At 36.7% G+C, this 21,704-nt stretch carries 18 protein-coding genes and 1 pseudogene; 6 read left to right on the top strand and 13 right to left on the bottom strand.

Annotation, left to right across the window (positions count from 1 at the left end; all coding sequences use genetic code 11):
• The first annotated feature begins 123 nt into the window (after window positions 1–123).
• Both JCM14932_RS03455 and JCM14932_RS03450 read left to right on the top strand, forming a co-directional pair.
• Window positions 124–1,047 (top strand): DMT family transporter, encoded by a 924-nt coding sequence (locus JCM14932_RS03455; RefSeq protein WP_025023642.1) that lies wholly within the window; start codon window positions 124–126, stop codon window positions 1,045–1,047.
• Between the two features lie 25 nt (window positions 1,048–1,072).
• Complete coding sequence (locus JCM14932_RS03450; RefSeq protein WP_025023641.1) at window positions 1,073–2,077, top strand: D-2-hydroxyacid dehydrogenase; 1,005 nt, start codon at window positions 1,073–1,075, stop codon at window positions 2,075–2,077.
• A gap of 21 nt (window positions 2,078–2,098) precedes the next feature.
• Here JCM14932_RS03450 and JCM14932_RS03445 read toward each other — a convergent pair whose 3' ends face one another.
• On the bottom strand, window positions 2,099–2,452 hold the full coding sequence (locus tag JCM14932_RS03445; RefSeq protein ID WP_025023640.1) for a hypothetical protein: 354 nt from the start codon (window positions 2,450–2,452) through the stop codon (window positions 2,099–2,101).
• A 168-nt stretch (window positions 2,453–2,620) separates the two neighbouring features.
• Here JCM14932_RS03445 and JCM14932_RS03440 point away from each other — a divergent pair, with 168 nt between their 5' ends.
• The 3 genes from JCM14932_RS03440 (at window position 2,621) to JCM14932_RS03425 (ending at window position 5,771) form a co-directional block, all read left to right on the top strand.
• On the top strand, window positions 2,621–3,628 hold the full coding sequence (locus JCM14932_RS03440; RefSeq protein ID WP_025023639.1) for a D-2-hydroxyacid dehydrogenase: 1,008 nt from the start codon (window positions 2,621–2,623) through the stop codon (window positions 3,626–3,628).
• A gap of 371 nt (window positions 3,629–3,999) precedes the next feature.
• Window positions 4,000–5,127, top strand: coding sequence for a 5-methyltetrahydropteroyltriglutamate--homocysteine S-methyltransferase (locus tag JCM14932_RS03435; protein ID WP_025023638.1), 1,128 nt, complete (start codon window positions 4,000–4,002; stop codon window positions 5,125–5,127).
• Between the two features lie 257 nt (window positions 5,128–5,384).
• Window positions 5,385–5,771, top strand: a complete 387-nt coding sequence (locus JCM14932_RS03425) for a YxeA family protein (protein WP_025023637.1) — start codon at window positions 5,385–5,387, stop codon at window positions 5,769–5,771.
• A 33-nt stretch (window positions 5,772–5,804) separates the two neighbouring features.
• On the opposite strand, the gene JCM14932_RS03420 is transcribed toward JCM14932_RS03425, so the two are convergent.
• From JCM14932_RS03420 to JCM14932_RS03365, 12 genes and pseudogenes are all read right to left on the bottom strand, one after another.
• The gene (locus tag JCM14932_RS03420; RefSeq protein ID WP_369342634.1) at window positions 5,805–6,194 is read right to left on the bottom strand and encodes an SLAP domain-containing protein; all 390 of its coding nucleotides are present in this window, start codon (window positions 6,192–6,194) and stop codon (window positions 5,805–5,807) included.
• 21 nt (window positions 6,195–6,215) lie between these two features.
• Window positions 6,216–6,335, bottom strand: a pseudogene (locus JCM14932_RS17385) (hypothetical protein); the annotation flags it as partial.
• Window positions 6,336–6,374: 39 nt separating this feature from the next.
• Complete coding sequence (locus tag JCM14932_RS03415; RefSeq protein ID WP_025023635.1) at window positions 6,375–8,255, bottom strand: BspA family leucine-rich repeat surface protein; 1,881 nt, start codon at window positions 8,253–8,255, stop codon at window positions 6,375–6,377.
• A gap of 438 nt (window positions 8,256–8,693) precedes the next feature.
• On the bottom strand, window positions 8,694–10,160 hold the full coding sequence (locus JCM14932_RS03405; RefSeq protein WP_025023634.1) for an MFS transporter: 1,467 nt from the start codon (window positions 10,158–10,160) through the stop codon (window positions 8,694–8,696).
• Between the two features lie 216 nt (window positions 10,161–10,376).
• Window positions 10,377–11,300 (bottom strand): DUF7916 family protein, encoded by a 924-nt coding sequence (locus JCM14932_RS03400; protein ID WP_025023633.1) that lies wholly within the window; start codon window positions 11,298–11,300, stop codon window positions 10,377–10,379.
• A 94-nt stretch (window positions 11,301–11,394) separates the two neighbouring features.
• Window positions 11,395–12,807: a sodium:solute symporter family protein gene (locus tag JCM14932_RS14405; protein WP_034542482.1), complete on the bottom strand. Its 1,413-nt coding sequence runs from the start codon at window positions 12,805–12,807 to the stop codon at window positions 11,395–11,397.
• Window positions 12,808–13,131: 324 nt separating this feature from the next.
• Entirely contained in the window at window positions 13,132–13,869 is a 738-nt protein-coding gene (locus JCM14932_RS03390; protein WP_025023632.1) for an SDR family NAD(P)-dependent oxidoreductase, read from the bottom strand.
• A 189-nt stretch (window positions 13,870–14,058) separates the two neighbouring features.
• The gene (gene pdxA, locus JCM14932_RS03385; protein ID WP_201781917.1) at window positions 14,059–15,093 is read right to left on the bottom strand and encodes a 4-hydroxythreonine-4-phosphate dehydrogenase PdxA; all 1,035 of its coding nucleotides are present in this window, start codon (window positions 15,091–15,093) and stop codon (window positions 14,059–14,061) included.
• Window positions 15,094–15,105: 12 nt separating this feature from the next.
• Complete coding sequence (gene dapA, locus JCM14932_RS03380; protein ID WP_025023630.1) at window positions 15,106–16,020, bottom strand: 4-hydroxy-tetrahydrodipicolinate synthase; 915 nt, start codon at window positions 16,018–16,020, stop codon at window positions 15,106–15,108.
• 25 nt (window positions 16,021–16,045) lie between these two features.
• Complete coding sequence (locus tag JCM14932_RS03375; RefSeq protein ID WP_025023629.1) at window positions 16,046–17,200, bottom strand: iron-containing alcohol dehydrogenase; 1,155 nt, start codon at window positions 17,198–17,200, stop codon at window positions 16,046–16,048.
• Between the two features lie 15 nt (window positions 17,201–17,215).
• A complete protein-coding gene (locus tag JCM14932_RS03370; RefSeq protein ID WP_025023628.1) occupies window positions 17,216–18,367 on the bottom strand; it encodes a sialidase family protein in 1,152 nt (383 codons plus the stop codon).
• Window positions 18,368–18,404: 37 nt separating this feature from the next.
• Entirely contained in the window at window positions 18,405–19,640 is a 1,236-nt protein-coding gene (locus tag JCM14932_RS03365; protein ID WP_025023627.1) for a four-carbon acid sugar kinase family protein, read from the bottom strand.
• Window positions 19,641–19,878: 238 nt separating this feature from the next.
• On the opposite strand from JCM14932_RS03365, the gene JCM14932_RS03360 reads away from it, so the two are divergent.
• Window positions 19,879–21,648, top strand: a complete 1,770-nt coding sequence (locus JCM14932_RS03360) for a sigma-54-dependent transcriptional regulator (RefSeq protein ID WP_235700515.1) — start codon at window positions 19,879–19,881, stop codon at window positions 21,646–21,648.
• Window positions 21,649–21,704 lie beyond the last annotated feature (56 nt).

Raw genomic sequence — 21,704 nt, 5'->3', positions numbered from 1 at the left:
TAACGCCTGAGATAGTTTTTCTATCTCAGGTTTTTTTCGGGCAAAGTCATTTACTAACCTGTATAATGTCTCTATCAGTGTTTTTTATACAGAGCTAAGGGCTCGTTTTTTAGGAGGAAAATTATGGATGAAAGTAAGAAAATGACTAAGAAAACCTTGCATAAAGGATTTCTCTTAGCTTTCCTTGCATCAGTTATTTGGGGTGTTTCCGGCGCTGTCCAACAAATCGTTGCTAAGGACAGTAACATTCCAGCCATGTGGTTCGTAGGAACTAGAACTTTAGTCGCCGGGGTTATTTTGCTAATAATCGCATTAATTGTTTTACCAAAAAAAGAATTCTTTTCGATTTTTAAATCATGGAAGGATACATTAACACTAGTTGCCTTTTCAATCTTCGGTTTATTCGCTAATATGTACACCTTCTTCTACGCAATCCAAACAGGTAATTCTTCGACTGCCACGATCTTACAATACTTATCACCGCTATTCATTATGTTAGGAGCCGTTATCTTCACACACAAGAAGGTCTTACGTATCGATGTTATTTCATTCGCATTAGCCTTGCTAGGTGTTGTACTGTTGATCACCCGTGGTGACATTTCTCACCTTGCTATCCCATTTGTATCACTTCTCTGGGGTATCGGTGGTGGTATCACAGCTGCACTCTACATCGTCATTCCACAACGACTGATCGCCAAGCACAATGGTTTACTGGTAACTGGTTGGGGAATGTTGATAGCTGGTGTCTTCTCAAACATTTTTACACCTGTTTGGGTCAATCCGCCACACTTATCAACTAAGAGTTTGATCGGCGTTATAACGGTTATTCTTTTGAGTAACGTTATTGCCTTCCTATTAATGGTCTTCAGTACTAAGTACACAACTGCCGCAACTATCAGTATTACAGATGCAGTTCAACCATTCACCACTTTAGTATTGAGTGTTATCTTCTTATCTTATAGTGTTAATCTTCCCGAAATCATCGGGGCCGTAATCGTTGTCTTTGCTATCTACATACTAAATAGATATGATACTGATGGAGACTAATTAATACTAAGGAGATCGACAAATTATGAAAATTTTTGCTTACGGAATTCGTGACGATGAATTGTCATCATTGAGGAAGTGGGAAGCTGCTCATCCGGACGTCGAGGTCGGCTACACTGGCGATACTTTGACACCAGATACAGCAAAATTGGCTAAAGGCTCCAATGGTGTTGTAACTTTACAAACAACTCCATACGAACGTGAAGCCTTGGAAAAGTTGTCAGAATACGGCATCAAATCCATTTCTATTCGTAACGTAGGTTTCGATAATTTTGACTTCAAAGATTTAAATGACTTCGGTATGAAGTTGACTAATGTACCAGTCTATTCACCTAATGCAATCGCTGAACATACGGTTCTATTAATGGGTAGATTATTACGCCGTGTACCAGAAGTCGATGTAAAATTCGACAACGGTGACTTCACTTGGGCACCTACTATCGGTAGAGAATACCGTGAACAAACCGTTGGTGTTATCGGAACTGGTCACATCGGTCGTGTTGTGATCAAGATCTTGCAAGGTTTCGGTGCTAAAGTCGTAGCTTACGATGTATACCATAACGCCGATATAGAGAAGCAAGGTTTGTATGTTGATAGTCTTGAAGAGCTTTATAAGCAATCAGATATCATCACACTACATGTACCATTATTCGATAGTAACAAGTATATGATCAATGATAAAGCTATTTCTCAAATGAAAGACGGCGTTATAATCGTCAACTGTGCTCGTGGTGAATTGATCGACACTGACGCTCTGATTGCCGGCTTAGATAGTGGCAAAATCGGTGGTGCAGGTCTCGATGTTCTCGACAATGAGAATTCCGTCTTCGGACACAAATGGGGCAGCATTGATAACCTACCAAATCCTAAGATCAAGAATTTGGCTGAACGACTCAATGTTATCATCACACCTCACAATGCCTTTTATACTGAAACAGCCGTCCACAATATGATCACCGTTGCCTTTGATTCCAATAAGGCTTTGATCGATGGTGAAACACCAAACAACTTGGTCGACACATCTAAATAATTGCAAACTAATAGACCTATCTTACGAGATAGGTCTATTTTTGTATTCTCTTAACTGTCTAACATACTTAACGATAAGTGACCAAATGGCTGGTATCCAGTACAAATGATTCATTAATCCGACTAAGAGCAGAACCACTGCCCAACCGTCGTTATTTTGATCCAACCTTGCGATAGCAAAGTAAATCAATAATTGTAATAATGAATAACCTACAAAAACCACCAGCCCTATCGCTGACACGATCAGGCTTCTCGATGTCATGACTAACAAGGCTGAGTTTTGAAACGTGTGAAGGACCGTTAAAATAGCAGCTCCGTTTGTGATAATCATAATGGCGAAGCCTATTAATTGTGGTATTGAATATTTCCTGGTCATGGTTTAACTCCTCCATCCTTACTCCCTAAAGAATAGCATAACTTTTCATTTTTTCATGAATTGACCATTTGCCCCTTTTATTTTGTAAAAATTGCGTTACACTTAATTACACAGTTTATTAGAATTTATTAATATTCTAATATATCTCACAGAAAGAAGGATTTATTTATGAAGATTTACGTATTTGGCGTTCGTGGCGGAGACGAAGAGGCTCCTCTAAAAAACTGGATGGCAGAACATCCTGAGGTCGAAGTTGGCTTTACACATGATATTCTGACACCTGACAACGCGAACTTGGCTAAGGGCTATGATGGAGTTTGTTCCGTCCAACGTGAGCCATATGCTCGTGAAGCACTGAAGATGCTCCATGACTATGGTATCAGCAAGTTATCAGTTAGAAATGTTGGTGTTGATGGTTTTAACTTTAAGGACCTCAATGACTTCGGATTTACACTGACAAACGTCCCTGTCTATTCACCTAATGCTATCGCCGAACACGCATCCTTCTTAGTAGGTCGCTTGCTTCGCCGTGTTCCAGAATTTGATGACAAGTTCCGTGCTGGTAACCTCAAATGGTCGCCTACTATTGGTACTGAAATTGCTGGTAAAACCGTTGGTGTCATTGGTACAGGACACATCGGTAGTGTCTTCGCCCGCATCATGCAATTCGGTTACGGCGCTAAGGTCATTGCTTACGATATTGACCCTAACCCTGCCCTCGAAAACCTTGGTATCTACGTTGATTCACTCGACGAACTACTTGCACAAGCAGACATCATCTCGATCCATACTCCTCTAGCACCTCAGGACTATCATATGATCGATGCTGACGCTATTTCTAAGATGAAACAAGGTTCATACTTGATCAACTGTGCCCGTGGTGGTCTAGTTGATACTGACGCTCTGATTGCTGGACTAGACTCTGGTAAAATTGCCGGTGCTGGACTTGATGTACTTGATAACGAAAATGGTATTTTCCAAAAAGACTTCGGTAGTTTCGATGCTATTCCTAATGAAAAATTCAAGAATCTGGCCAGCCGTGACAATGTTATTATCACACCTCATACTGCCTTCTACACTAAACGAGCTGTTCATAACATGGTCTACGAAGCAATGGACACACAGATCAAATTGCTCAACGGTGAGATTACAAAAAACATCGTCAACACAAAATAATTTATAAATTAAATTTGACAAAGAATTAAACATGGTGTAATTTTATCACCAATCAAATAATTAAAACTTATTTAATCCAATTAGACGTTGAAGAGAAGAGTAAGTTAATGAGTAGTTTGCATAGTGACCGCTAGATGGTGAAAAGGCGGAACGAAAACTTAACTGAAGATGAGCTTGGAGTCTTACCTAGGTGAAAGCCAAAGGTACGCAAGGATGCGATATCATCCCGGACATGTTAGTGTCGTTGAGGTATTTTGTGTAAGCAAAATATGAAATAGGGTGGTACCACGGTAATCGTCCCTACATCGCAGAGTAATTCTGTGCATGTAGGGACGATTTTTTTGGATTAAATATAGTTAACGGAGGAAAATATTATGACAAAAACACAAACAAAGATTGGATTTCAACATGTAGGAGGCTTCTTAAGACCAGATGTACTCAAACAAGCACGTAAGGATTTCGCAGCTGGAAACATCGACCATGATACTCTAACAACTATCGAAAACGAATCGATCAAAGACCTAGTTAACAAAGAGATCGATGCCGGACTAGATTACGTAACTGACGGTGAATTCAGACGTTCATATTGGCACCTCGACTTCTTCTGGGGCTTCGAAGGAATCGACCATATTCACTACGGTGAAGGTTATAACTTTGCTCACGAAGAAACACGTGATGATACAGCAATTCTTTCAGGTAAGATCAGGTTCAACAAAAATACTCACCCATTTATCAAGCACTTCAAATTCTTGAAATCACTAACTGACGGTACTGCTGTAGAACCTAAGCAAACCATCCCTGCTCCAGCTCAACTCTATATTGAATTGGTCCGTGGCACGAACGCTGACAAGATTAAAGAATTCTACGATACAGATGAAGACCTTTATGCCGATATCGAAAAAGCTTATCACGACGCTATTCTTGCCTTCTACGACGAAGGTGCCCGTATCATTCAACTAGACGATTGCTCATGGGGACTATTCCTCGATGACAAGTTCCTCGCAACTCCAGATGGTCAAGCTTACGCCAACTCAGGTATTCAAGATATCCTACTTGAATTGAACAACGGCGCTATCAAAGACTTACCAGATGATTTGACGATCAATACACATATCTGTCGTGGTAACTATCATTCAGACTTCGCTTTTGCTGGTGGCTATGGTCCCGTTGCCGATACAGTCTTTGCTAAAGAAAATGTCGACACCTACTTCCTTGAATACGATTCAACACGTGCCGGTGACTTCGAACCACTCGCCAAAGTCTCTGGTGACAAACGTGTTGTACTAGGATTGATCACTTCTAAAAAAGGTGAGCTAGAAGATCGTCAAGTTATCATTGATCGCATCAATGAAGCCAGCAAGTATCTTCCATTGGATAGATTGTGGCTCTCAACTCAATGTGGCTTCGCCTCAACTGAAGAAGGAAATGTTCTCACGGAACAACAAGAATGGGCCAAATTAGCACTCGTTAAGTCGATTCAAAAAGAAATCTGGAGATAAATTTATTTATAAATCTATATTTGTGTTAGCGCTTCCAATATGCGGTATAATAAGGTTGTAAAGAAGTTAAATATATGTTGGAGGTGTTGGTCATGCTAAACATTATTGCTGATCTCTTCAACAAGATCGTGGACTATACAATCAACTTCGATTGGTGGGGAATTAAGTAGCTTACGATTTTGTAAGAAGAATGTAAGTGAAACAAATGTAGAATTAATCTAAAAAACTTTAGTATATTTCTCAGGAGGTAAGGATAAATGAGAAGTCTACTAAAGTTTTTGTTGTTATCAGCTACTATTATAGGATTGGCATACGTTGGTGCGTGTGCATACACCAAGGATCGTACAGATCAATTTTCACAGGCATTGGGACAATATAACTTCTTGGTGAAAAAAGAACCACATTATGTAAAAATCGATAATGCTAAAGGTAAAGATGAAGATGGTTATGGTAACTACGACTATAATCTAACTAGTTACGATAAGGATGGCAATGAGCACCCTATTCAATTCACCGGTATGGGAAAGTTGAAACAAGGCCACTACTTAGAAGTAATGACTAAAGGTGCCTACGTTTATACTTACAAAGAAGTGTTCCAAAAAGATATGCCGAACGATGTTTACAGTAAATTGAAGGCAGAATAAAATCCATGACTGCGGTCATGGATTTTTTATGTTCTATAAATTAACATCTTCTGCTTTAACAAATTGATCTGTAGCAATACGATAGTATTTTTCGCCATTGATCATTTCGTATCTATCTGTCTTATATGATGAATTAGTCGGTAATTGTGTTGATACTGCGTTACCTCTTTCATCATAAACAACTGTTGTTTTGGTGGTCGAAACTATTGGTGAATCATAACTATATTCATAAACATCACTAGCTTTGACAAACTCATTAGTGGCGACACGATAGTATTTTTCACCATTAATATTTGCAGCTCTGTCAGACTTCCAGTCAGTGGATGATTTGAGTTCACGGCTAACTGTTGATCCGTGTGCATTAACAAGCTCACCGAGCGTATTTTGGTACACTCTGACATAAGTATTATTGCCTACATAGATATAGACATCGCTAGCCTTAACCCACTTGTCAGTTGAGACACGATAGTACGTTGTACCATTTAGGATCATCTTTTTGTCATTATACCAGCTAGTATTTTGATTCAAGAATTCATCTTCAAGTGCATTACCATCGAAGTCATAAAGCTGAGCCTTTGGACTATCACTATATGTTGCGGAAGTTTAATTGACGTCATCCACTTCTCTATCAGGTTCCGTTGCTGACGAATTACTGCTATTTGAGCTACTACCACCGTTATGGACAGGTGGTGTAACTGCTGGTGCTTCATATGTTTTGTAATGTGCATCTACAAAGTTTATGGGGCTTCCGTCACCACCCTTAGATAACATTCCTTGTTGCTTCAATAAATCTACCAGAGCATTAATAATAACTTTCAAATTTGTTTCCGTATCCGACAAGCCTACAAATTTAGCAAAATCAATGAGATGAGATTCGGAAGCTTCATTGGAAAACGCGCTTAAATAAAAACTCGTATTCTTAAAATCTAATGTCTGATTATTATTTGGAAGTTTATCTAGGTCAGATTGAAATACTGAGTCATTACTGATGTCTTCAGGATTACCTGGCAATATCAGTAGTTGAGTATCTTTCTTAGGGTTGTCATCATAACTTATATTTACGGTCAGATTATATGGTTTAACAGGATCCTTTTTTACAAGAGTCCACGTTTGAATTTCTTTTGGTGAATTGGTTCCATCATATTCTGACATTAACTTCTCACTCGAAATTGGATCTGCTGTTGGATTCTTATCACTTACCCAACCTTTGTACAAGTTAGTATTAAATACTAGTCCTGAATCAGCTAAATTTAGAGTGGGATTTAATGTTAAACTATGAATTTTTACATCATTTAAAGTTACATGATCTGCAGGTTGACTACCTAAAAAGAGTAATAAATTATAACCATACTCAAGGGTTTGAGTATTCATAGTAAAGTCAGAAAGATCTAGATCTACTAACTTCGTATCACCATCAAATACTCCATAATCATTTTTTGTATTCGAAGTATTAATGCCACTCAGATTAATAGAGGTCAAACCAGATTGAGTGAACATATACTGAATATCTGAACTATAAAAATTAAAATTAGATAAATTTGCAGCTTTCAATTCTGCAGTATTTGCAAACATCCGAGAACAATTTAATAGATTGGGGGCATTAATACTTGAAAGATTAACAGATGTAATATTAGTATTTTCAAACATTGAGCTTATCTCAATTGCATTAGACATATTTAATATTGAAAAATCAAAACTAGTAAGTCCAGAATTCATAAACATTGTAGAAAAATCCGTTGTCTTAGAAGTATCAAAGTTTCCCTTCATATTCCCTACACTTCTTAAATTAGTAAGCCCAGAAAACAATCCTGAAATACTGCTACCTGCAGTAACAGGACCATCAAAGTAGATTGATTCTATTTTAGATGGATTCTTCCCCCACTTAAAGCCATTAATATCTCCCCATGTACCTGCACCAATATGTAGGACTCCTTGATTTATATACCAAGAGCTTCCTGCAAAATCATTATTCGCACCGACATTTCCATAATTAATACTCGTATCATCGCTTGGGGCAACCGGTGCAGCTTGTTGTGTTTTATCACTTTGAACAGTATCTGTATTATCACCGTTTATATTTCCAGTTGCCGGAACGGCAAAGGCTTGGGTTTTATCCGTGTTGGAAGTAGTTTCTTTACCATTACCAGATCCAGTAGAATCTTGTGTGGTACCTGCACTATCACCTGTACCCTTATCAGAATTTGCATCACTTGGTTGTGCTTCGGTCTTAGTACTCCCTGAATCTTCTTCAGTCTCCGTATTACTGCCATCTGTCTCACCAATATTAGACGGAGCAATTGCTGTACCCTCTGTAGCAACACCATCAGTAACATCGGCTTTGACAGTTGTTCCTTGAGCTGATCCAAGCAAGATCATCCCTCCGGCGAATGCCAAAGTAGAAGCAATTACCCAGCTCTTTCCTGACTTATATAATTTTTTCCTCAGAATTGCATTTGGTTGACGTTTTAATTGTTCAAATCTCATATTGCTTACCTCCCCCTAAGTTCATTAGAGATAATAATATACTTATCACAGACAAATGGTATATGAAATGGCAAAACGTCGAAAAGAGTACAAAAAAAGAGCCAACAGACAAATGTCTATCGGCTCAAGCAAACTAATTACTTAGCGGCTTTTTCATCGCGACTCTTAAGGAATTCTTTAACGGCTTGGGCTTTTGCCATGCGTTCTTCACCGTTCTTTGAGTTAACGGGACGGCGGTGGCCTGTATAGCTTTATGTGTATTTTGTGACATCTAAATCCCTCCTCCCTTTACTAGTATTGTCTTATTATTCAACCCTATTATTGTAAAGGAATACGTCAAATTATTCAACAACTATTTTCCTATTATATAAAAAAGAACCAACTGATTGCAAGGATCAATTGGCTCAAAACCGTATCAATTGTTTTCAAATAATAAAATTAAACTTCTTTAGCTTGTAAATCAGCTACTTTGCCAGCCTTAGCTTCTTCTTTAGCAACTCTTTCAGCTTCGTATTCTTTTGAGTGAACACGGAATGCCAATAAGAATCCTAAGATTGCCAAGACTAATGTAAAGGCAAATCCATAATGAGCACCATTGGTAAATGCCAAGGCAGTTGAATGTCCGCCATTAGCGAAATAATTGTTTTGACCAGTACTCAAGAGAATTGTAGCAATACCAGTAGCGACAGCACCGATGACTTGTTGGAATGTGTTGATGATTGCGGAACCGTCAGCTGATTGATATTCGTTCAATGAATTCAAACCATAAGTTTGAGATGGTGACATTGCTAGTGGAACACCGATCATAAGAACGATGTGTGCAGCAATGATGTAACCTAATGAACTGTTTTGATTACTAAATAGGAACATAACAGCACCGATGGCTGATACCAAGAAACCAAGACGTGTCATCCACTTAGCGCCGATACTGTCGTAAGCTCGACCAGCACTAAATGATACCAAGGCATTCACAACACCACCTGGCAACATTACAGCACCTGTTAAGGCAACTGCGACGCCAAGTCCGTTTTGTAAGTACATTGGCAATAAGTACATAGCTGAAAGTGTGATACCAAAGTTCAACATAACTAATACTGAACCAGTAACAAATTCAGGTCTGCGTAACACGGCGAAGTCCAATGTAGGAGTCTTAGCGTGCATTTGTTGTCTAATGTAAACAACTAGCAAGATCAAGCCGGCAATCAATGAAATAATTGCGACTGGAATACTGTTGGTTAAATAACTGATACCGAAGACGATCAAACCAAAACTGATAGTTGATAAGGCAATTGCTAGCCAATCAACAGCTGGTTTGGTAACTTCGAAGACATTTGTCAAATTCTTTTCCATAAAGATCAAACCGATCAATAGGAAGATGATGAACGAAACAAAGATCCATCTCCATGATGATACACCCAAGATAATACCGGAAATTGTAGGTCCGATAGCTGGGGCAAACATGATAACAAGGGCAGCTGCACCTAAGGCAGCACCAAGCTTGTTAGGTGGGAAAATTCTCATAGCAATTGAGAACATCAGTGGCAAGATAAGACCTGTAGCGATACCTTGAATCATACGACCGATCAATAAGATTGCGAAGCTAGGTGCAACTGCCGCAATAATTGAGCCGACGATGAAGTCGATAAGTCCGAAACGAACTAATCCCCTAGTTGAAAAATGTTTCGTTAATAAACTTGAAAGTGGTAGGACGATGGCGATGACTAGCATGTAGCCAGTAACAAGCCATTGTGCTGTACCAGTTTCGATAGAAAAAGCTTTCATAATGGATGGAAGAGCAATGTTAAGTGAAGTTTCACTGAACATTCCTACGAATCCACCGATCAAAACACCCATTAAAGCTAAATATGGATGCTCTGGTTTTGTGTTAATTTGAGATTTACTCATAGTTACCTCCGTTTTTGTTGCAACAGTGGATTAATATACCAGAAAAAAAATGTTTTCGTAAGTTTTTTCTGAAATTTTTTTATTTTTGAATGAAAATGATGGTATTTGGAGGTAAAAATAGGAAATGATAAGATTTTTCTCTACCGTTATAACGGTAAATATAATTCCTACAAAACAAAAAGCCGATTGAGAATTTATAATCTCAGTCGGTTCTTTTTATCTATTAATAGAACGGGCCATACGAGAAATAGTATGACGTTCACCACGAATGGCTTTGCTTAGTGGATAAATATTTTCCATTGGTGATTGGACGCCCCATGCTGAGTCGCCGATATGCTGAATATCAACACCAATAATTTTATTTCTGATAGCGATATTCTCAATATAACTTGCTCCGGAACCCTCTTGACTAGTCCCGATGGTACTCATTACCAACGCATTCTGACCGTGAACTAAATCAACAATTTCTTGAAGGGTCGTGTCATTCAAACCGGGAACAGTTCCAACTGCTGGAACCAAGATCACATCGGCTCCTGCATTGAGAAACTGTGTAACAGAATCACTACTTACGACCGGTTCATTAACTCCTGCACCATGCATCTTACCTGCAATAACTAAGCCTGAAAAATTCTCTTTGGCGACTTTAATATTAGCCGCAATCTGTTCATTAGTTACACCAGTTCCAGGATTACCGGTTAAGACAACGAAGTTAAAACCAAGTTTCTCAGCCTCCTGAAGTGACTTTTTGCTGGCAGTACGACCCTCAGGAATCTCTGTTCGATCCTCTGCCATATTGGCGTTAGGATCGACCGGCTCAAGATTGACTCCAATTGGACGACCAGTTAGTCTTTGTAGACGCTTGATACTTTGTCCATCATGATGGATCACTGCATCCTCACCATCATATAAGCCAAATATAGCTGGATTGAAGACATCTAGCATGTTGAGCAAAATCATATCAGCTCCGAATGCTGCAGCAATTTCTGAAGTCGTGATCTGGTCAAAGCTCATTACTTGATGGGTGGCGATATTCTCACTTACAATTACTCGACCTTCACTGGCCTTAATTGATTGTTTTAGTTCTTTGCCGCTCATTTTTAGTATTTCACTTGGATTGGCGCTTATTAGTCTTTTTGTCATTTTTTGCCTCTTGATTTGAATTGAATTGTTAGTTTAATTCTACAACAAGACAATAAAAAAACCGGTAAATTAATTACCAGTTTTTCATTTATAGTTATGATTTATCAGGTTTAGGATCAGGCGTATTACCCTTTCCAGTCATCATATCCCAGAGTTTGCATAATCCCATAAGAATCATAGGTGCGAAGATTGAGATATAAACATTATCAATTCCGAATGGATCACCCATCAAGAACCATGCTGTGGCTAACACGGCCGTACCGATAAGTGCAATGTTTGCACTCTTTGTACTACCAAAGTGAGGTAGATAGAATCCAGAAACGGCAACAACTGTGATAGACATACGCAAAGCTTTACTAAAGAATGATAGTTGTAAAATTTGTGGAACGATGAATGAGAAAATTAAAGGTAAGAAACCAACAACGATTGATAAAATACGTGTCATACGTAATTGTTGTTTTGGTTCTGGATGACGCATTGGAACATAGAAATCGTCAACAATCAAAGCAACTAATCCTAATGCAACAGAACTAACACTGACAAAGACTGATGCAACTAACGCCGTAGCAACGAAACCAGCAAGGAAAACATTCATGTGTGTTAAGAATACTGGCAAAGCATACAATCCATTCATTGTTGGGAACAAGAACTTAGCAGCAACACCAATTAAACCAATTGCAATTGCTAATGGAATGAATAATACAGCAGCCATGTATGATGCATGTTGTGCAGCTTTGGCATTCTTAGCTGATGAGATTGCTTGAACTAAGAATTGTGTTGAGAATACGGCACCGACTGTAGTAAGTACCCAGCCGATGATAGTTCCCCAACCAATGTGTCCATCTAATGTGAAGTAGAAATGAGGCATCTTTGTAACCATTGGTGAAATACCATGTGTCATTACCAAAGCAAATGCTAAGGTGATCAAAATACCAATATACTTAACAAATGTGTGAATAACACTAACATAAGCAACACTCTTCATACCACCAAATGAGAAGTAAATTGTACTTACAATACCGACAATAACCATAGCGATTGGAAGCTTAATTCCAAGAATTTGAACTAGAACACCAGCACCACTAATATAATTACCGACATTAACTAGGAACAAAGCATAGATCATAATAATTGAAACAATGATTTTTGTTGAATGTCCATATTGTTGTTCAACAGCACTAGAAATTGTAAATCCACCAGTGTTATATAGACGTTTAACAAAGAACAAACCATAAAGAATGAATCCGATAACAGCAGCTACAATGGCCCACGATGCAGCAACACCACTACTAAAAGCTGATTGTGCTGTACCAACAGTTGACTGTGCACCAATGTATTCTGACATTAACAAAATACCTAAAACAAACGTTGGAAGCTTATTACTTGCACGCATGAAATCATCATTTGTAGAACCACCCCAACGGAAACTTAGATAACCGGTAATTAAAATATATACCAGGATCATTCCCATGACGATCAGCGTATCATTTGAACTTAACATGTGCATATTAATCGCACCTCCCAGAATAATTACATGACAAGATTTTGAATCTAAACCATTTGTATAATTCAATTTTTAAAGGGTCTTTGCTAGTCACGCTTCCTAGGACGGTAACCTTGCTCATCACCTTACAATCTCTATATTACGAAAATTCCATATCATTCGATATAATATTACCGTTTAAAGTTGAAGCGTTTACAAGTAAACGCTTTCAAATATTGGCTTTTCTTATTTTTGCTGTTCATTTTTGAAACGGATTACATTTATTTGCTAATAAAAAAAGATCCGTACCTCTATTTGTTAGGTACAGATCTTTACAAAACCCAATTACTATTGCATTAACTTACCACCGCTTAAGTTCAAAATAGATCCGGTAATAAATCCAGCCTTATCAGATAACATAAATGCTACTGCTTCAGCAACATCCTCTGGTTCTCCTAACTTATGTAATGGAATTTTTTTGAGCATATTATCACGATATTCTTGTGACCACTGTTTAGTCATTTCGGTCGCAATAGGACCACATTGTACGGAGTTAACACGGATATGATCACCTGCAAATTCCAATGCAAAATGCTTTGTCAAATAGTTTAATCCAGCCTTACTTGCACCATAACTTGCTGCAGCATTTGGATGTGGAGTCACACCATTGGCTGAAGTAATATTAACAATTGATCCTTCCTGCTGTTCAACCATGACTGGAAGAACCATTTTACTCATAATAAAACTACCTGTTAAATTAACTTTTATAACTAATTCCCAGTCTTTTACAGACGTTTCCAAGGTCTTTGTTCGTTTCATCATACCTGCATCATTTACTAATGCATCAATATGACCAAATTTTTCTTTTGCATCATTTACTAATTTCTGAGAGAACTCTGGATCAGTAATATCTCCTGCAATTTGCATACATTGTTGGCCAAGATTTTCAATTTCAGATTGAACTTCAACCAATTCATCAGCCTCAAGACCAGTTAGAACCAAATCGTATCCCTTTTTTACTAATGTTAAAGCTATTTGTTTACCAATACCTTGTGAACTACCAGTTACAATTGCTACTTTACTCATAAGAGCACCTCCTGAATTCGCTTTCATAAATATAATAGTTTATTTTAGATATCAACAATACTTAATTATTGTTTCAAAAGTAAACAATTAACATTGATAAAAGTTTTTCATTAAAAAGCGTTCAAATATAAAACGTTTAGTTAACAACACAAAAAAGACACACCTAGGGGAGTGTGTCTAATTTAGTAATTATTTATTTTCAGCTAATTTAATAGCGTAATCAATTGCATTCTTCAAACTTATTTCATTTGCAGTACCCTTCAATACTTGATCAAAGGCTGTCCCGTGATCAACTGAAGTTCTAATAATAGGAAGACCCAATGTAATATTTACACCAGCAACACTCTTCCACTCTTTCTTTTCTTCATCATATTGGAATCCTTGCATCTTCAAAGGAATATGTCCCTGATCATGATACATCGCAACGACAATATCATACCAGCCACCAACAGCTTTAGGGAAGACTGTATCTGGTGGTACAGGTCCTGTGACATCAATACCTTCTGCTTTAGTTTCATTGATAGCAGGAATAATTTCATCAGCTTCTTCATTGCCAAATAAGCCATTTTCACTGCTGTGTGGATTCAATCCAGCAACACCTACTTTTGGATGTGCGATGCCTAAACGCTTGCATGCATCGTCAGCAATTCTAATAACTTCAGCGACACGTGGCTTCTTAACAAGATCGCAGGCTTGACGTAATGATACGTGTGTTGAAATATGAACAACACGAAGATTATCATGAGCTAACATCATTGTGTAATTCTTTGTATGTGTATAGTGAGCATATATCTCTGTATGTCCGGCAAAATGATGCCCAGCTAAGTTCATAGCTTCCTTGTTCAAGGCATTTGTTACAGTAGCATCAACTTTTCCTGCCATAGCAAGATCAATAACTTTTTTAACATATTGAAATGCTGCATTACCAGCCATTTTGCTTACAACGCCAAACTTAAGTTGATCAATATCAACCATATGCATTTCATAAACATCGACTAATCCATACTCAAATTTTGCATCGTCAACATCTTCAACAACATTTAACTTACTCTTTAAGTCTGGTAAATATTCCATTACTTTCAACAATACCGAACTATCCCCAACAATAATTGGATTACATTGTTCGTATAATTTTTTATCTTGGAATACACGTAGTGAAATCTCTGGACCAATGCTTGCAGGGTCACCCATCGTAATCGCTACAATTGGTTTATTATTTTTCATAATTGTGACCTCCTAATCAGTTACCTTTTCTGCAAAATATTCACTGTAATTCTTCTCAAGTGCCTTCTTCAAGGTAGCAACTGATGAATCATCCAAGTGATTGAATGGTGCTCTTGTGCTGCCAACAGGGTAACCGATCAAATTAGTACTTTTCTTGATAATTGTGTTTGGATTACCAAGTGCGAAGCAATTACGTAGTGGACGAATAGAATCTTGTGCCTTACGAGCACTGTCCCAATCTCCAGCCTTCCAATACTTATAAATAGAAACCATAATTTGTGGTAATACATTGGCTACAGCTGTAATACCACCAGTACCACCAGCTTGTAATGTCCATAGGATCAAAGCATCATTACCAGAAATTACTGAAAAGTCCTTGTCTCTAGTTAATTCAATATATTGAAGAATATTATCAAAATTACCACTAGAATCTTTTACACCAACAATATTCTTAAGATCGGCTAAGCGAGCAACTGTCTTAGGTGCCAATGCGTTACCTGTTCTTGCTGGAATATTATATAAAAGAATTGGTAAATCAACTGCATCATTAATGGCCTTGTAATGTAAATAAAGTTCCTCTTGTGAGGCCTTAGCAAATGAAGGTGTAATAATTGATAGAGCATCTACACCGATTTCTTTTGCTTCTTTAGATAGCTGGATAGTTTCTTCTGTTGATACACAGCCTGTACCAGCATAAATAGGAACTTCGCCATTTGCCTCATCTACAACTGTCTTCATAACAGTCAATTTTTCTTCATGGCTCAAAATATAACCTTCACCATTTGTACCAAGTGTAAATACACCTGTGATACCGGCATTTATTTGACGTCTTACTTGATTACGAAGCTCTTTTTCATTCACCTTTTGGTTTTCATCCATAGGTGTAACCATTGCGGCAATGATTCCTTTTGCAATATCATTTCTCATAGTAAATATCCTCTCTAAGTTTCAATTACATAACTGATTTATAAATGTTTTCTACTTCTTCACGTGTTAATTTTCTACGGTTATGATCCAACAAACGAGTTTGTTGTAATGCTGAATCTACTAAGAAGTCAAGATCATCTGACTTTACACCGAACTTTTTAAGATCTGTTGGAATTTCAACTTTCTTAACAATTTCTGCAATCTTAGCAATCATGAAATCAGCTTTTTCATCCACTGACTTACTACCTTCAGATGGAAATACGAAGTCACATAGACTTGCCAAACGATCAGCAATATCTGGTTTGTTAACTTCCATTACTTGCTTGAATAAAATAGCATTCGAAACACCATGAGCAATATGGAACTTGCCACCTAGTGGATATGACAAGGCGTGTACGGCAGTTGTACCAGAAGCAGTAATAGCGACACCTCCATAGAAGGCACCTAGTAACAATGCCTTTCTAGCATCCATATTATCGGCATCTTCATATGCTGGAATAATATTCTCAAAAATATTCTTAGCACCAAGTGATGCAATTCCATCACTCAATACAGTGGCATTCTTTGATGTATAACACTCAACACAGTGACTCAAAGCATCAACAGCAGATGAAGCCATAATTGACTTTGGTAAAGTCTTAACATTATTAACATCAAGCAATACTAAGTCAGGTAGCATCTCATCACTAACAATTCCAAACTTAACATCTTTTTCAGGAATAGTAACAATGGCATTAATTGTAGCTTCAGAGCCAGTACCTGTTGTTGTTGGAATTAATACTGTGGAACAGCGCTTACTTACTTTTGTAGGATCATCGATCAAATCTTTGATACTGTAATCAGTATGTAAGACTAGTGAGATCAACTTAGCAGCATCCATGACACTACCACCACCAATGGCAACAATAGTATCGAAATCAAACTTACTTACCTTTTTTAATAATTCATCAACTTGAATATACGTTGGTTCTGGTTTGATCTCTGATTCAATTTCATAAGAAATATTGTTCTTATTAAAATAATCTTCGATTGGTTGAACCAAACCACTCTTCATCAATCCATTATCGGTGAACAAAAGAACATTCTTGTTTTCTTTTTTGGCAATAAAGTCGCCTAAGTGTCCTAATAAATTTTCACCTAAATAAATGCGATTAGGCATTTTCAAAAATGCATTATCCATACTATTTACTCCATTCTATTCATTAACAGTTTTTTCAGATTTGATCCAATCTTCAGTCAATTCTACAAAGGCAATTTTTTGTCTAAAGTACGTAAAGGTTACGTCGATATTTCCATTCTTAGCAACTTTGATTGAAGGATATGAAAACTCTCTGTTCTTCTTATTCTTTGAATCATTTGTCAAAGCATATCCATCACCTTCAGCAATGTTCTTCTTGAATGGCCATGTCTTACCCTCATCTTCAGAGATAGCTACGGTGATCGGTGCTCTTGGCGCACCCCAGAATGCACGTGGAACATCACTATCTTCATCGGCATCCTTATCTTCAAGGCCATCACTGTACAATGATGTTCTTCTTGACGTTGCATCTTTAGCACTAGAATAATTGAAGACCATTACTAAATCACCATCATCCAAGACGGTTGCTTGAATTGAAGCATTATTGTTTGGCAATTCTGTTTTTTCTGGTTCTGACCATGTTTTGCCATCTTCAGAATAACTACGATAAATATTGTCTGCCCAACGACTACGGAACAATCCAATATAACGACCACTCTTTAATTTTTCAATATCCATGTGAACACAGCCTAAACTGTTAGGAACTTCATATTCCTTAAATGTCTTAAACTCATCACTAGATACTCGAACAGTACTATAGTCATAGCTTCCATCCCAAGCTTTGCCATCGTTCTTGACAACACAATGGAAAATAGGTAGTAGCCATTCACCATTATCAGTAACAACAATAGGTTGACGAATAAAGACACCTTGTTCACCGTTGAATAGTATTTTTTGATCATCCCATGTCTTACCTTCATCATGTGAAATACGATATTCAACAATAGCAGTATCTTGATTACCACCATCTTGTGATGTATACATCAACCAGATATCACCATTAGGAGCATGGAACAACATAGGATTTTGATCCGAACGACCTTCATTTGAAGACATTCTAATTGGCTCTGACCATGTTTCTTCACCATTGTTCATACGAGAAAGAAAGATACTAATATCTGACATTCCTTCTTGTGTACCTGAGAACCAAACACACAAAGTATCACCATTATCCAAAATTAGTAGATTAGATGCGTGACTTTGAATTCCAGATTTTGGTAACGTAAAGGTTCTTTCAAACTTAGTTGTAAGACTGTCTTGTAATTCCATTGTAAAGCCTCCTATTTTATTTATAAATTAATTATTTTTAAAAGCTTTTGCTACGTAACTTCTTAAATGCATAAGTAATTAGCTCATCGTTTCCAAAAGCACCGGCTTTAGTAACGATATTAAGACCATTTAAATCACCAGATTTTATTTTCAAAAGAGGTATTCCAGGTTCAATTTCATCTATAACCTTTACTCCACCAGCTTTGCTGACATCCAGTAATCCCTTGGCAGTATCCCCGCCGGTAACAAAAACACCAGAGATCTTTTCATATAGAACTAATCTGCGACATATTCCAGCTAAAATTGTTTGCGTAACTTTACCGACATTTTCTTTACTTAAATCATATTTCTCTAATTTCTTAATGGTCTTATTTAATTCGGAACGATCATACGAAGCTGAGGACATCACTACAACATCCTTACCTTTCTGTAGTAAATCACGTGCCTCATTTAAATACGACGCATAAGAATCCTTTTCATACACGTCATATATAGGAATGTTAATTAAATCAACACCATTTTCTTTTGCAAAATGTAACTGTCTTCTAGTTACATCACTTACACTGCCAATCAATCCAATTGCCGGCAATGTCTTTTCATACTGCATCAAAATACTACTCATCAATCCTGCCGAACTGACCCATAGAACTTTCTTGTTTGTTTTTTTAACTTCTTTAATAATTCGTTGAAGATCAAATGAATTCTCGGAATCAAAAGATAAATACTTGCAATTATCATTTATTTTGAAATTATCTTTTCTAATATCCTTAATAGAATAGTGTTTTATACTTTTTCCTAGAAAAGCTCTCTTCAAAATATCTGATATATTATCGTTATCTATTGGTTTCAAAGGATCTTTACCAATCTCAGTATCTAGAGCACGGACTTTATTAACATATAAAATTTCATTTTTTATAGTTCTACCTAAACTTGGTAATGCTGGAGCAAATACAACCATGTCAGGTTTATAAAACTCCGCTAACGTTCTAATCTCCGCACTTATATTTCCGCGTAGAGTAGAATCAACCTTCTTCAAAATAATATCGAATGAATCCAAATTAACTTTGGACATCATGGATTTCATCTTATTCGAAGCTTCCTCAGCAGATATGTTTCTTGTCTCTGTATCCAGAACACATGAGGACTTTTCGTTATCGGGATCAATAGAAGTAACATCAAAGTTCACATTGACATCAATACCATGATTAACAAGTTGAACACCAGTATCATTGGCTCCGGTAAAATCATCAGCCACAATCAAGTAATTAGCCATGTCGTTATCACCTCCTACATTTAAGAAATGAATTATCTAGTAGAAGTTTTAAACTAGCTTCTAATTCAATAAAACGTTTTCATTGATTACAAGTTCTATATTATTCTCAAATTAAATATAAAAATATTGAATTAGTGTTCAAAAATTAAACGTTTTTAAAAAGATAATAAAAAAAATACAACTATAATTATAGTTGTATCAAAATAAAACATTTTACATAGAGGTGACAATTTTGGACATGAATGTACTCTGTATTTCTCCTTACCAATCAATGCATATTTCTGTACAACAAATCTACAATACATATGCAGAACAATATCCCAATATACATGTATATTTTGAAAAACTAGATAGGCACGAAGGTATTACCGCCTTAACGGATATGCTAAATGAACGACATTACGATATGGTGATTTCCCGTGGTGGTACATCGGCTCTAATCAGACAAATAAGCAAAATCCGAGTCGTAGATATAGGTATCTCACAATATGATATTCTAAGCATAATCCAAGCATCATCTAGAATAGATAAAATTGCGCTAGTAGGATTCCCGGAAATAACTGTTCCCTTTCAAAAAATAGCAGATAGATTTCAAAAATCAGTCCCAGTATACAGTGTCCAAAATGATACTGATCTCAATGGAACATTGAAAGCCATAAAAGACTCTGGATTCAACACTGTTATAGGCGATACTAGTGTTGAAAATATGGCTGAACAATTTAATTTGAACACTATTTTCATAACATCTGGTGAAGAAACCATTAAGACTGCATTGCTGAACAGTTTCTCTATCCTTGAGGAAATATCTGCAAGTAATGATCAAAAACAAATATTCATACATCTTTTAAATGAGTTCAATCAATTTTTTGCCGTATTTAACCCAGACAATTCTTTATACTTAAAATCTGACGGATTCATCACGGATAATGATTTGTGGGAAAGATTTCAAAGCACTATCAATAAGGGCATGACAAACTTTAACTATAATAATAGCTACTTCAAAATTGATACTAAAAAGTATAATGACAAAACAATCTATGACTTACGTAGAGAAAAAATTTGGAATGATACTAAAAGTAATGACTTTGCCCAGTTGTTAATGGACGATGACAAGTCAACGCAAATAAGTAACTTGTATCATACAATCTACGATGATGGGTTCTTCAATAAGCTAGAAGCATATGCACAAGATGAAACTAATGTGGTTATTCTCGGTGAAAAAGGCATGTCGAAAAAATACTTATCCAATATGATAAGTAAATATAGCAATTACAAAAACAATGTCCCCGTACTACTTAATTTGAGTTCTGAAAAATCATTTAACTCTGCCATGAATGACGACAAATCAATTCTATATGAATCAGGTAAAGTTTGTGTTTTAGATAAATTCAATAATCTTCCGTATAAAATACAACGAAACTTTTTAAACTTCATTGATGAAACTGGATTTACTTCTAGAAATAAAATAATCTTCATTTTTGAACAAAAGCTATCCGATGGAATTGATAAAAACCTGGAAGGATTAATTGCTAATTCTCACCTAATAACCTTGAAACCACTGAGGGATGTAATTGGCAATTCTATTTCCAAGTTAATTACAATTATTATCAACGACTATGCCAAGCATAATGCCAAAATGGTAACTGGAATATCCGATTTAGCATTAGACTTTTTGCTAAATCAATCTTGGGATAATAACTTAGTAGAGTTCATAAAAGTTATAAATTCCTCACTTGCTTCTACTGAAAGTGCACAGGTTGGAGTCAAAGACATACAATCCGCAGAAAAAGAATATAAGGAACTGAAATACCTATATAGTCATGATCACAAAGCATCATATTCTCCAATTAATAACTATGATTCGACCGAATCTAAAACACTACATGAAATAACTAGAGAAGCTGTTACTAATGTCCTATTTAAGAACAGCGGTAATAAGACTAAAACCGCTAAAGAATTAGAGATAAGTAGAGCTACACTTTGGCGTTACTTAAAAGAAGATAATTGATTGTTTCATAAGTGAACAGTCAAGCTACAACTTTCTCCTATTGTATTTGTATGTTT

Source organism: Companilactobacillus nodensis DSM 19682 = JCM 14932 = NBRC 107160 (assembly GCF_000615905.1).
Taxonomy (GTDB): domain Bacteria; phylum Bacillota; class Bacilli; order Lactobacillales; family Lactobacillaceae; genus Companilactobacillus; species Companilactobacillus nodensis.
This window is presented reverse-complemented; position numbering and strand designations above follow the sequence as displayed.